The organism is Desulfobotulus mexicanus, from assembly GCF_006175995.1.
GTDB lineage: Bacteria > Desulfobacterota > Desulfobacteria > Desulfobacterales > ASO4-4 > Desulfobotulus > Desulfobotulus mexicanus.
Map to the genome: position 1 here is coordinate 170,918 of NZ_VDMB01000004.1, position 12,227 is coordinate 183,144.

At 50.7% G+C, this 12,227-nt stretch carries 12 protein-coding genes; 11 read left to right on the plus strand and 1 reads right to left on the minus strand.

Annotated elements, in window-relative coordinates; all coding sequences use genetic code 11:
- Window positions 1-132 precede the first annotated feature (132 nt).
- The 11 genes from FIM25_RS05125 to trpA all read left to right on the plus strand — a co-directional run bounded on the left by FIM25_RS05125 (window position 133) and on the right by trpA (window position 11,053).
- Window positions 133-546: a bacteriohemerythrin gene (locus tag FIM25_RS05125; protein ID WP_179953173.1), complete on the plus strand. Its 414-nt coding sequence runs from the start codon at window positions 133-135 to the stop codon at window positions 544-546.
- Window positions 547-638: 92 nt separating this feature from the next.
- Window positions 639-1,298, plus strand: coding sequence for a PspA/IM30 family protein (locus tag FIM25_RS05130; protein ID WP_139446983.1), 660 nt, complete (start codon window positions 639-641; stop codon window positions 1,296-1,298).
- Complete coding sequence (locus FIM25_RS05135) at window positions 1,298-1,951, plus strand: YqiJ family protein (protein ID WP_139446985.1); 654 nt, start codon at window positions 1,298-1,300, stop codon at window positions 1,949-1,951. The genes FIM25_RS05130 and FIM25_RS05135 overlap by 1 nt, the downstream gene beginning before the upstream one ends.
- 58 nt (window positions 1,952-2,009) lie before the next feature.
- Window positions 2,010-3,731: a flotillin family protein gene (locus FIM25_RS05140; RefSeq protein ID WP_139446987.1), complete on the plus strand. Its 1,722-nt coding sequence runs from the start codon at window positions 2,010-2,012 to the stop codon at window positions 3,729-3,731.
- Between the two features lie 702 nt (window positions 3,732-4,433).
- On the plus strand, window positions 4,434-5,921 hold the full coding sequence (locus FIM25_RS05145; RefSeq protein WP_139446989.1) for an anthranilate synthase component I family protein: 1,488 nt from the start codon (window positions 4,434-4,436) through the stop codon (window positions 5,919-5,921).
- A gap of 11 nt (window positions 5,922-5,932) precedes the next feature.
- On the plus strand, window positions 5,933-6,541 hold the full coding sequence (locus FIM25_RS05150; RefSeq protein ID WP_139446991.1) for an anthranilate synthase component II: 609 nt from the start codon (window positions 5,933-5,935) through the stop codon (window positions 6,539-6,541).
- Between the two features lie 3 nt (window positions 6,542-6,544).
- On the plus strand, window positions 6,545-7,573 hold the full coding sequence (gene trpD / locus FIM25_RS05155; RefSeq protein WP_179953174.1) for an anthranilate phosphoribosyltransferase: 1,029 nt from the start codon (window positions 6,545-6,547) through the stop codon (window positions 7,571-7,573).
- On the plus strand, window positions 7,563-8,375 hold the full coding sequence (gene trpC, locus FIM25_RS05160; RefSeq protein ID WP_139446993.1) for an indole-3-glycerol phosphate synthase TrpC: 813 nt from the start codon (window positions 7,563-7,565) through the stop codon (window positions 8,373-8,375). Before trpD ends, trpC begins: the two co-directional genes overlap by 11 nt.
- Window positions 8,372-8,995, plus strand: a complete 624-nt coding sequence (locus tag FIM25_RS05165; protein ID WP_139446995.1) for a phosphoribosylanthranilate isomerase — start codon at window positions 8,372-8,374, stop codon at window positions 8,993-8,995. The genes trpC and FIM25_RS05165 overlap by 4 nt, the downstream gene beginning before the upstream one ends.
- 10 nt (window positions 8,996-9,005) lie before the next feature.
- A complete protein-coding gene (gene trpB / locus FIM25_RS05170; protein ID WP_139446997.1) occupies window positions 9,006-10,238 on the plus strand; it encodes a tryptophan synthase subunit beta in 1,233 nt (410 codons plus the stop codon).
- 11 nt (window positions 10,239-10,249) lie between these two features.
- The gene (gene trpA, locus FIM25_RS05175; RefSeq protein ID WP_139446999.1) at window positions 10,250-11,053 is read left to right on the plus strand and encodes a tryptophan synthase subunit alpha; all 804 of its coding nucleotides are present in this window, start codon (window positions 10,250-10,252) and stop codon (window positions 11,051-11,053) included.
- Window positions 11,054-11,112: 59 nt separating this feature from the next.
- Here trpA and rsgA read toward each other — a convergent pair whose 3' ends face one another.
- Window positions 11,113-12,192, minus strand: coding sequence for a ribosome small subunit-dependent GTPase A (rsgA, locus tag FIM25_RS05180; protein ID WP_218961273.1), 1,080 nt, complete (start codon window positions 12,190-12,192; stop codon window positions 11,113-11,115).
- Window positions 12,193-12,227: the final 35 nt, after the last annotated feature.

Consider the following 12,227-nt stretch of genomic DNA (forward strand, 5'->3'; position numbering starts at 1 on the left):
ACTTTAAAAGTAAGTTACCGACGCATAAGTCCTCTGTTCACAGCCTTTAGTAACAGACCAATCTGTTTTATTGAAAATCTCACATCAGACTCAGACTTAATTAAAGTATCCTGCCCAATAAGGAGGTTTTCTGTGCCCGAACAGTTTCAGTGGCAAGCAGACTATACCATCGGAGATCCGGAAATTGATGCCCAGCACCGCATGCTTTTTGAGCTGGCCAACAAACTTTTTAACATCATGAATCCAAAACAGAATTTTGCAGAACTCAAAGCAACACTGCACTCTCTATTTGACTATATCGAAGTTCATTTTGCTGCAGAAGAACAGATGATGGAAGAATGGAATTATCCTGAGCTTACCAACCATAAAGCCATGCATGAAGGCATCAGAAAAGATATGACCCGACTTCTTAAGGAAGCAAAGGATCTTGATAAACTTAAAAAAGATCTGGATTTTCTCATGACCCACTGGGTTGTGGTACATATACGGGATGAAGATGCTAAAATCGGTTTGTTCCGCAGTGGACAGAAAGTTCAAAAAACTTAAAAAACAGTCCTTTTCCAAATCCGTCTGACTGGTATTTTTTACCAGCCTGCCATGCCCTTCCCCAACATATTATATGAAAACAGGAGGAAAAAATGCGTGAAAGTATAGGTCGCAGGGTGGCACGCCTGCTCAGTGCCAGCATGAACAGTCTTGTCACATCCTTTGAAAACAGTGCTCCGGAAAGCCTGATGGCCGAAGCCGTAAGGGAAATGGATGCCGTAATTGAAGAGGCCAGATCCGAACTGGGCAGATTACTGGTCCAAAAGCACATGGCCGAAAAAAGACTGGGAGAAGAAAAAAAACGCTACGACGGGCTTTCGGAACAGATCCGGGTTGCCGTTTCCCTGAGCCGGGATGATCTTGCGGAAACGGGTATTGCCGAGCAGATGGATATTGAAACGATTATTCCCGTCCTTACCGCTTCCATAAATGAATGCCTTGAAAAGGAAAAGGAACTGGAAGGTTTTATTCAGGCCCTGCAGTCCAAAAAGCGTGAAATGCGCGCAGAAATGACAGCCTTTAAAAAAAGCCAGGAAAAAGAAGGCTTTTCGGAAGCTCCTGCAAAGGCATCCCTGGATACCAAGGCTGAAAAGGCTGGCTCCCTTTTTGACCGCATCCTTGAAAATGCCTCCGGACTTCCCGGACGGGGCATGCAGACGGCTTCTGCGGCTAAACTGGCGGAGCTGGAGGAACTGTCCCGGAAAAACGCCATTTCCGAAAGACTGGCCGCCCTGAAAACGGATAAGACCTGATGTGGGAACTTCTGACAGTCGGTGAAAACCTGATTTTTACCACAGCCCTTGGCATCATGCTTCTCATCGGGCTTCTGGAAGTACTGGGCATGCTTTCCGGCATGGGGGGATCTTCTGTCATAGACGGCTTGCTTCCGGAAATTGATGCGGATGCGGGCGGCTTTGACGGCAGCCTCGGCAAATTCATGGGCTGGCTTCGCATAGGCAAGGTGCCTGTACTGATGCTGATGGTTATTTTTCTGGCCAGCTTCGGCAGCACAGGTTTAATGTTTCAGACAGGCTTCCATTCCATTTCAGGTCATTATCTTCCGGGATGGATTCCGGGAATTTTTGTTTTTTTCATCAGTATCTGGTTAACCCGTTTATTTGGCGGTTTTCTGCACCGTATTCTCCCTAAAGATGAAAGCCTTGCCGTTGCCCGCACAAGCCTCATAGGGCAGGTGGCCGTTATTACTCTGGGTACGGCTGGTAAAGGAAGCCCTGCAGAAGCCAAAACAAAGGATGCCCACGGAAAGACCCACTATTTTCTTGTGGAGCCGGATCAGGATGATGAAATTTTCAAAACAGGAGATGCGGTTCTTCTGGTTTCCATGGAAAACCATATTTATAAAGCCATCAGCAGTCCCAGCCCCTTTCTTTCTGATTCTCCCTGATTTTTAATTTTATTGTCAGCTGCATCTGATTTTCCAGCCATATGAAAGGAGTGCGTCCATGAATGAACTGTTTTTCTTCGCCGGTGTTCTTGTCACCGTCTTTTTTATTCTTCTTATTATCCTTGCCCGTCTCTACAAGAGGGCCACAAAGGAAGTCTCCTTTGTACGAACAGGTTTTGGCGGAGAAAAGGTCATCATGGATGGCGGTGCCATGGTGCTGCCAGTACTCCATGAAATTATTCCCGTAAACATGAACACCCTGCGCCTTGAAGTCCGCCGGACCGGAGAGCAGGCCCTGATAACAAGGGACAGGATGCGGGTTGACGTGGCTGCGGAATTTTATGTGCGCGTCAAACCCATTGCAGACTCCATTGCCAATGCCGCCCAGACCCTTGGTCTTAAAACCATGAACCCTTCGGAACTTAAAGAACTTGTGGAAGGCAAGTTTGTGGATGCCTTGAGGGCCGTTGCCGCAGAAATGGCCATGGAAGAGCTGCACGAAAAAAGGGTGGATTTTGTTCAGAAGGTGCAGCAGGTTGTATCCGAAGATCTTTTAAAAAACGGCCTTGAACTGGAATCCGTATCCCTTACGGGGCTGGATCAGACCGCATTTGAACATTTTAATGCCCAGAATGCCTTTGATGCCGAAGGTCTCACCAAGCTGACCGAAGCCATAGAATCCCGCCGTAAAAAACGCAATGACATTGAACAGGAAACGGACCTTGCCATAAGGCATAAAAACCTTGAGGCAGAACGGGCCAGATTCGAAATTTCAAGGGAAGAAGAATATGCAAGACTGGAGCAGGAAAGGGAAGTCTCCATCCGTCGTGCTTCCCAGGCATCTGAAATAGCAAGGGAGCAGGCTGAAAAAGAGAGGGAAGCCCAGGAAGTACGCATTTCCTCCCAGCGTGAAATTGATCTGAAACAGATTGCTTCGGAGCGGGATACGGAGAATGAAAAAATTCAAAAAGAAAGATCCATCAAGGAGATGGAGATAGCCAAGTCCCGTGCTCTGGAACAGGCTGAGATAGAAAGACGCAAAGCCATTGAGCTGGCAGAGCAGGAAAAAGCCATTGCCGTGGCAGAAAAATCCAGAGAAGAATCCGAAGCCAGAGCCGAAGCAGACCGTGCCAGAGCCAAGGCCGTGAAGGAAGAAGAAAACGTCATCACAGTCCGGGATACGGAAAGGGCGGAAAGGGAAAAACAGGTTGAGCTGGTTCTGGCAAGACAGAAAGCTGAAAAGGATGCCATTCAGCTGACCGTTGCCGCAGAAGCCGAGAAAAAAGCAGCTACTGATCAGGCCGATGCCCTTCGCCTTGCAGCCCAGGGTAATGCGGACAAAGAACGTCTGGAAGCCAAGGGTAAAGCCGATGCGGAAATGCTTCTGGCCGATGCCGCAGAGAGAAGGTATGCGGTGGAAGCCGAAGGTAAAAAAGCCCTTAACACGGCTGCCAATCTTCTTTCTCCGGAACAGGTGGCCATGGAAATACGCCTTGCACTCATTAACAGCCTTCCGGAAATCATTGCCCAGAGTGTCAAACCCATGGAGCAGATCAGTGATATCCGCATTCTTCAGGTAAATGGCCTTGGCGGCAGCGGTAAGGGAGGAGACTGTGCGGAAACAGGCAGTGCCTGCCTCTCGGATCAGGTGGTAAACAGCGCCCTGCGTTACCGTGCCCAGGCACCTATTCTGGATTCCTTACTTTCAGAAATTGGTATCAAGCCCGGTGATATAAATGGACTTACGGAAGCCTTGAAAAAACCAGATTCTGAAGTATAAAGAAATTTCTGATTCAGCATTATTCTTAAATTAAAGGGGCAGGCCCTGTGCCTGCCTTTTTTAAAGACAGCAAAGGCCGGACATAATAATTGTCCGGCCTTTACTGTTGTGAGCGGTCAAGGAGTCTTTTTTTTCAGGAACGCATGCATTCAGGTTGGATCGCAATAACCTGTTTAAAACCCCCCGATGGTTTTAACAGGGCCAAGCCGTTATGCAACTTCATAATAAGCCGACAACAACAATAATTCAAGTTAATAATTCTTCTTGATTTAACAATCTGTATTAATCAATAATAAAAAAACCACGCCAGAACCTCTCACATCCATCAAAAAAAGATTGACACGGATACGAGTCTGTGTTTTTCTATTTTTGTTTCTATAAACAGAAACACCGTGACCAAAGTTTAATGTTTTATAAGGGGAAAGAAATGAAAAGCCTTTGCACAGAAAAAAATATATCCATTCTCTGGTGGTGGCCCGCATCTTCCGGGCACCACGGCACAGGCTTATAAAAAGCCAGATGGCCAGCAGGTGTCCCATGACACCGCAGGCCATGACAGGTTTTACATCAAAGATATCAGGGGCTGCGGATCTACCGTGGCCCCTTTTTTCGTTTAAAGGCATGGGTATGGAGTTTAAAAAATTAGTCCAGCCCCTATGCAAAAGCCTTAAATTTCAAACATTATAAAGGATAGAATACGCCATGCTCCTTGAACGCTTTCCGGAAAAAATCTTTTTCAATGAAAAAGTCAGGGCTGGATGCAATGTCGTGCCTTTATGCGCCCGCATCCTTGCGGACAGTGAAACGCCCGTCTCCATGCTGCGCCGCTTTCACAATTCCCAGGATCCTATCTTCCTGTTTGAGTCCGTGGAGGGGGGGGAGCGCTGGGCAAGGTACAGCTTCCTTGGCACAAGTTTTAGGTCTGAAATCAGAATTTATCAGGACCGCATAGAAAAACACGGCCCCGGTCCAACAGAAACCCTTCCCCACAAGGGTGATTTCACCCCTGCCCTGAGGCAGATTCTCCAACGCTACAAACTGGCTGAACTGGAAGACCTGCCCCCCTTCCCCGGCGGTCTTGTGGGATATCTCAGCTATGAGGCGGTAAGCAGTTTTGAAAAAATTCCCCACAGCCTTCCCCCATCAAGGCCGCTGGGAGTATTTCTCATTCCCGATACCCTTATGGTCTTTGACAACCACCGCCACACCCTGACCTGCATCTGCCTTGCCTTTTTAGAAGACGGAGCCAGTGCGGACAGCGCCTATACCACGGCGGAAGCAAGACTGGAAACCCTGCTTGAAACCGTCAGAAAGCCTGCCCCTGAAGAAATAGTCTTGCAGGGACCTGCTACGGTTCTCCAGCCCATGACACCGCCAGATATCTTCCGGGAGCGGGTGGAAAGGGTGAAAAATCATATCATGGAAGGCGATATCATTCAGGCCGTAATCTCCCAGTCTTTTGAAGGTCCGGCTCCGGATGATCCCGTAGCCCTGTACAGAGCTGTGCGCTACACCAATCCATCACCCTATCTTTTCTTTCTCAGGGCCGGAGGCCAGACCCTTGTGGGTTCTTCCCCGGAAACCATGGTACGCCTTGAAGAAGGCCTTGCCACACTGAGGCCCATCGCAGGCACCCGGCCAAGGGGCCTCAATCCTTCGGAAGACCGCCGCCTTGCAGATGATCTTTTAAAGGATGAAAAGGAAAAAGCGGAACACCTCATGCTGGTGGATCTTGGCCGCAACGATCTTGGCCGGATCGCTCGAACGGGCTCGGTTCAGGTAACAGATCTTATGATGGTGGAGCGCTACTCCCATGTCATGCATCTGGTTTCCAACATTACAGCCCAGCTGAAGCCGGAACTGGATGCCCTGGATCTTGTGGCAGCCACCTTCCCCGCCGGTACCCTTTCCGGAGCACCCAAAATCCGGGCCATGGAAATAATAGCGGAAAACGAGGACCAGCCCAGAGACGCCTATGGCGGCGCTGTGGGATATTTCAGTTTCAACGGCAACATGGATATGGCCATAGTCATCCGCACTGCCATCATCCGTGGTGAAACCCTCACCGTACGCTCAGGTGCAGGAATTGTGGCGGACTCGGACCCTGAAACCGAAAGACAGGAAACCCTGAACAAAGCAAGAGCCCTCCAGACGGCCCTTGCCATGCTTACAGGCCCCAAGCCCCTATAAGGAGAAGAATCATGGAAAAAACCCGGATTCTCATGGTGGATAATTTTGATTCCTTCACCTTCAATCTGGTGCAGTATTTTGAAGAGCTTGGTGCTGAGGTTGTCACCTTCAGAAACAACAATATTACAGCCGAAGAGATTGAAAATATGGATATTGACGGCCTTGTCATTTCTCCAGGACCGGGAAGGCCTGAAAATGCAGGTGTTTCCATGGATTTTATCCGGCGTTTTTCCGGCAAAAAACCCATACTCGGCGTATGTCTGGGACATCAGAGCATTGCAAGGGTATTTGATGCGGAAGTGGTCCATGCAAAGCGGCTCATGCATGGCAAGGTTTCTGAAATCACAGCCGACGGAAAGGGTGTTTTTGCAGGTGTCACCCGGCCCTTCAAGGCCATGCGTTACCATTCATTAGCCGTCAGGGAAGAAAGTCTTCCCTTTTGCCTTGAAATCACAGCCCGCTCAGAAGACGGGGAAATCATGGGGCTGCGTCATCGGGAACACCCCACCGAAGGAATACAGTTCCATCCCGAATCCATCATGACCCCCATGGGCAAACGCTTTCTTCGTAATTTTCTGGATCAGGCCGCAGGTCATATATCAGGCCATACAAAGGAGTGAATCATGCTGTTCAGAAAGCTTATGGAAAAAATCATCCGCCATGAAGATCTCACGGAACAGGAATGTGGTGAGGCCCTGGAGGCCATATTCACCGGTGAAACCGATCCTGCCACAGTGGCAGGTTTTCTTGCAGCCCTTGCGGTAAAGGGAGAAAGCGCCAGCGAACTGACCGGTGCGGCCCGTGTTCTGAGGCGTAACATGCAGCGCATCCAGACACCGGCCAGCCTTACGGTGGACACCTGCGGTACGGGCGGAGACGGGGCAGATACCTTCAATATTTCCACCACAGCGGCCTTTGTGGTGGCAGGCTGCGGGGCGGTGGTGGCAAAACACGGCAACCGTTCCGTTTCCAGCAAATGCGGCAGTGCCGATGTACTGGAAACACTCGGTGTTCGGCTCGACATCCCTGCGGAAGCCGTGGAGGAAGCCCTCTTTGAAATCAATATAGGGTTTCTCTTTGCCCCAAACTTCCATGCCGCTGTCCGCCATGCAGGTCCTGCCAGAAAAGCCCTTGGCATCCGTACCCTCTTCAATGCCATCGGTCCCATGGCCAACCCTGCGGCGGCATCCTGTCAGGTGATAGGTGTGTTCAAGCCGGAGCTTACGGAAAGCATGGGACAGGCCCTGCTGGATCTTGGAACCCGCAAAGCCTTTGTTGTACACGGCCATGACGGGCTGGATGAAATTTCCGTATGCGCTCCCACAAGGGTGACTGAGGCAGCAGATGGCAGGCTGAAAACCTATGACCTTTATCCTGAGATATATTTTGGCGAACCCGCAGATCCTGAAGACCTGAAAGGTGGGGATGCTACAGAAAATGCTGCCATTACCCGGGCTGTTCTCTCCGGTGAAAAGGGAGCAAAGCGCAACATTGTTCTCATCAACAGTGCGGCCGCCCTTGTGGCCTGTGACAAGGCAAAGGACATTAAAGATGGCATCAAACTTGCCGGGGAAGCCATTGATTCCGGCGCTGCCATGGCAAAACTGGAGGCCCTGATCCAATTTACTCAGGAGGCCTCAGGTGGTAGATAAAATGACTTCCATTTTGAAAAAAATCCTTGAAAAACGAAAATTCAGGATTGAACAGGCCCAAAGGGAGCGGCCTGAAAGCCTTTTATCTGACATGCTTTCCCAAAGACCCAATATCCGGGATTTTGGGGCCGGTCTGCACCAAAGCCCCCAAAAACCCGCAGCCATTATTGCAGAAATTAAACGCAGATCCCCTTCCAAGGGGGATCTTAATCCAGACCTTGATGCAGCATCCCTTGCAAAGGCCTATGAAAATGGCGGAGCTGTAGCCCTTTCCGTTCTAACGGAACCTGATTTTTTCGGTGGCAGCATTGAGGATATGAAGGAGGCACGAACAGCAACCCGTCTTCCCGTACTGCGCAAGGATTTTATCTTTCACCCCTATCAGGTGCTGGAATCGGCTGTTCTGGGGGCAGATGCCATTCTCCTGATCGCCCGTATTCTTGAGCCAAAGCTCCACAAGGAACTGGCGGCTCTGGCTTCTGAGCTGGGTCTCGCTGTGCTGCACGAAATCCATGGAGAAGAAGAAATTCCCCAGACACTGGATGCAGGGGCCAGATTTATTGGCATCAACAACAGGGATCTTGCCACCTTTGAAACGGACATCCGCATTGCCCCCAGCATGGCGGCCCTCCTGCCCAAGGGAGTTATTCCCGTGGCCCTTTCCGGCATCCGGGGACCTGAGGACATAGCCGTCTCCAGACACCTTGGTGTGCACAGCTTTCTTGTGGGCGAAAGCCTTGTGCTCAGCCATGATCCGGAAAAAGACCTGAAGGCCATGGTGGAAAGCGGGGTTCTCCCATGACCTTCATCAAGATCTGCGGCATCACCAGCCCGGATACGGCCCGTTTCTGTGCAGACCTTAAGGTGGATGCCATAGGATGCGTCTTTTTTCCAAAAAGCCCGAGACACCTTGATGTAAAAATGGCAAAAACCATCACCGATGCCGTACCAAAAACCATGCTGAAGGTGGCTGTCATGGTCGATCCCGATTTCAAGATATCTGTGGATACGGCAACAAAGGCAGGCTGCAATGCCATACAGCTCCATGGAAAAGAAAATCCTTTTCTGGTGGAATCCCTGCGACAGGAGGGTTTTTACGTCATTAAGGGACTTTATCTCTTTCAGGAACCTACGGTGGCTGAGGCTTCAGCTTATCCGGCAGACCGCTTTCTTGTGGAAGCTGCCGCAGGAACCATGCCCGGCGGCAACGCCAAAAGCTGGGACTGGGCAGCGGCCAAGGATTTCTGCCAGCGTTATCCTGCCCTGCTTGCCGGTGGCCTCAATCCTGATAATGTAAAAGATGCCCTCATCGAAGCAAAGCCCTTTGGCGTGGATGTAAGCTCCGGCGTTGAATCTTCGCCCGGTATCAAGGATCATGAAAAAATAAAGGCCTTTGTGGAGGCCGTTCGTAATTATATATGAAAGGAAAACCATGACTGCTTACCCGGATTTCTCTGCCCTGCCCGATGCAAAGGGCCATTTTGGAATTTTCGGCGGCCGCTATGTGGGAGAAACCCTCATGCCCGCCCTTCTGGAGCTGGAAAAAAGCTTTGAGTCCATCCGGAAGGACAAGGACTTTCAAAGGGAGCTTCTGATTCTTCTTCAGGATTATGCAGGACGGCCAACGGCCCTCTATGCCGCAGACCGGCTTTCGGACATGGCCGGAGGAGCAAGAATTTTTCTCAAACGGGAAGATCTGACCCACACCGGTGCCCATAAAATCAATAATACCCTTGGGCAGGTGCTGCTGGCCCATCGCATGGGAAAACGCCGGGTCATTGCCGAGACCGGAGCAGGTCAGCACGGTGTGGCCACGGCCACGGCCGCAGCCCGTTTTGGCATGTCGTGTACGGTTTTCATGGGGAAAGAAGATATCCGGCGACAGGCCCCCAATGTGGCACGTATGAAACTTCTCGGCGCAGAAGTTATTTCCGTAGAAGAAGGAACCGCTACCCTGAAGGATGCCATGAACGCAGCACTCCGTCACTGGACAGCCTGTGTGGAAGACACCTTTTATGTGATCGGTTCCGTGGCAGGCCCCCATCCCTATCCCCTGATGGTGCGGGAATTTCAAAAAGTGATTGGTGAAGAAGCAAAGGAGCAGTTTTTGACCAGAACCGGCGGTATGCCAGACCTTCTGGTAGCAGCCGTAGGCGGCGGCTCCAACGCCATGGGGCTTTTCTTTCCCTTTCTGGACACAAAGGTTGAAATGCTGGGAGTGGAAGCCGCAGGCGAAGGCCTTGAAGGCCGTCATGCGGCCACCCTTCTCAAGGGGAGCGTAGGCGTTCTCCATGGCTCCAAGTCCTATGTGCTGCAAAGCGAAGACGGCCAGATTCTGGAAGCCCACAGTGTGTCCGCAGGGCTGGATTATCCCGGTGTGGGGCCGGAGCATTCCCTCTTCAAGGACTGCGGACGGGTACGATACACTGCCATTACGGACATACAGGCCCTTTCCGCCTTCAAGCTTCTGACCCTGAGCGAAGGCATTCTTCCGGCACTGGAATCCAGCCATGCCCTGGCCGCTGCAATTCTTGAGGCAAAAAAAAGGCCGAAAACCCAGAGCATTCTTGTGAATCTTTCCGGCAGAGGCGACAAGGACATGGCCAATGCCACGAATCATCCGGAGTTTGACACCATCAACGCAGAACTTCTTCTGAATTCATAAGGAATTTGACCATGAACCGCATCAGCAGGATGTTTAATCAGTGCGAAAAGCACAAAGAAGCTGCCCTCATCGGCTTTGTAACCGCAGGTGATCCGGACATGGAAACCAGCAGAAAAATTATTTTTTCCATGCTGGACAATGGTATGGATCTCCTTGAAATCGGTATTCCCTTTTCCGATCCCACGGCAGACGGCCCTGCCATTCAACTGGCTTCCCAGAGGGCACTTAAGGCGGGAATGAGCCTTGGCCCTGCTCTGAAAATGGTCAAGGAAATCCGGGAAAAGTACCCAACCCCCATTGTACTCTTTTCCTACTTAAACCCCATCCTTGCCCATGGCCCGGAAAAATTCTGCAAAGATGCCGCAGCTGCTGGAGCAGATGGTGTGCTGGTGGTGGATATGCCCCTTGAGGAATCAAACGAGCTTCTTCCTTTTCTGAAGGTCTCAGGCCTTGTTTCCATCCCCCTTGTGGCTCCCACCACACCGGAAGACAGAATGAAGGAGATCTGCAAAAATGCTGAAGGATTTCTGTATCTTGTTTCAATGACCGGAGTAACCGGCTCCGGTGGCCTTGATCCGGAAAAAGCAGGAGCCATGGCCCGGAAGGTCCGGAGCTTAAGCCCCGTTCCCGTGGCTTTGGGTTTTGGCATCAGCGAAGCTTCTCAGGTTGCGGCCCTGGCACCGCATACAGACGGTATTGTTATTGGCTCGGCCTTTGTCAGGACCATAGGAGAGACAAAGGATAAAGAAAAGATCCCGGAGATTCTGGGAAGGATGACAAGGGAATTCAAGCAGGCCTGCAAATATTCAGGCTGAAGGAGAGATATCCGGAGAAAGGCTTTCCTGTCTGTTCTCCGGATTCACAGCAGAATCTACTACCTCTCTCTCTTACTGCCACGCCGCTTCATGCTTTTACCGGCTTTTTTTATAAAAGATCCGAACAACTTATCTTTATTGCGTTTATCCAGATAAGACATTTCATGGAACTCCGACTCTTTTCTGAGTTTGACATAGGAATGAAAACGCTCCTCGCTGAGATCACCTCCTGCCATGGCCGCAATAACAGCACAGCCGGACTCCTGGGTGTGACTACAGTCACTGAAACGGCAGGTTCTGGAAAGTTCAAGGATATCATCAAACTCCCTTCTGATTCCCTCGCCCCTGTCCATCATGCCCAGTTCCCTCATGCCCGGTGTATCAATAAAGAGGATCCCGGTATCCAGCACAATCAGTTGCCGCCGTGTTGTGGTGTGGGTGCCCTCTCCCGTGGCACTGACGGCACGGGTCGCATAGGCGTCACGGCCCGCCAGGCCATTAATCAGCGTGGTTTTACCCACACCGGATGATCCCAGCAGACAATAGGTCCGACCCGGCAGCAGGACTTCGTGAAAGGCATCCAGTCCCATACCCGTCTCATTGCTAAGGGGAATTATTCTGACTGTGATACCGGCCTGTTTCACAGCAGCAATCTTTTCCTGGAGTTCTTCATGGGAGATCAGATCCGTTTTAGCAAGAATAACAATGGGCTCCACATTTCCGTCAGCGGCCATGACCATATAGCGGTTCAACCGGGCCGGATTAAAATCAAAATGACAGGACTGCACAATGAAAGCCACATCCACATTGGCCGCAATCATCTGATAGTCCACTTCGGATCCGGCCCGCTTTCGCCGTAAAAAACTCTTTCTGGGAAACACGCCGTGAATAATGGCATATGTATCATCACTATGATATTGCACACTGACCCAGTCGCCCACACATGGCAGTTCGCTCGGCGAACCAGCCTGAAAATACATTCTTCCTGCCAGCTCCGCGGGAATCTCACCCTGCTCATTCCTGATGGTAAAATAATGACGATCAACGGCTGCCACTCTGGCAACGCTGTAATCCGCACCGCAAATATCACCGGATTTTTCTTTAAACCAGCAATCAAATCCCAAATTTTCAATCTTCACAATAAGTTCCCATCAATACATTGCATGGTTTAAAC

What these genes read in the sequence shown, in the direction of transcription:
- trpB (WP_139446997.1), top strand. Translation starts at nt 9,006, where the DNA reads ATGACTGCTTACCCGGATTTCTCTGCCCTGCCCGATGCAAAGGGCCAT.
- FIM25_RS05140 (WP_139446987.1), top strand. Translation starts at nt 2,010, where the DNA reads ATGAATGAACTGTTTTTCTTCGCCGGTGTTCTTGTCACCGTCTTTTTT.
- FIM25_RS05165 (WP_139446995.1), top strand. Translation starts at nt 8,372, where the DNA reads ATGACCTTCATCAAGATCTGCGGCATCACCAGCCCGGATACGGCCCGT.
- FIM25_RS05130 (WP_139446983.1), top strand. Translation starts at nt 639, where the DNA reads ATGCGTGAAAGTATAGGTCGCAGGGTGGCACGCCTGCTCAGTGCCAGC.
- trpD (WP_179953174.1), top strand. Translation starts at nt 6,545, where the DNA reads ATGCTGTTCAGAAAGCTTATGGAAAAAATCATCCGCCATGAAGATCTC.
- FIM25_RS05135 (WP_139446985.1), top strand. Translation starts at nt 1,298, where the DNA reads ATGTGGGAACTTCTGACAGTCGGTGAAAACCTGATTTTTACCACAGCC.
- FIM25_RS05145 (WP_139446989.1), top strand. Translation starts at nt 4,434, where the DNA reads ATGCTCCTTGAACGCTTTCCGGAAAAAATCTTTTTCAATGAAAAAGTC.
- FIM25_RS05150 (WP_139446991.1), top strand. Translation starts at nt 5,933, where the DNA reads ATGGAAAAAACCCGGATTCTCATGGTGGATAATTTTGATTCCTTCACC.
- trpA (WP_139446999.1), top strand. Translation starts at nt 10,250, where the DNA reads ATGAACCGCATCAGCAGGATGTTTAATCAGTGCGAAAAGCACAAAGAA.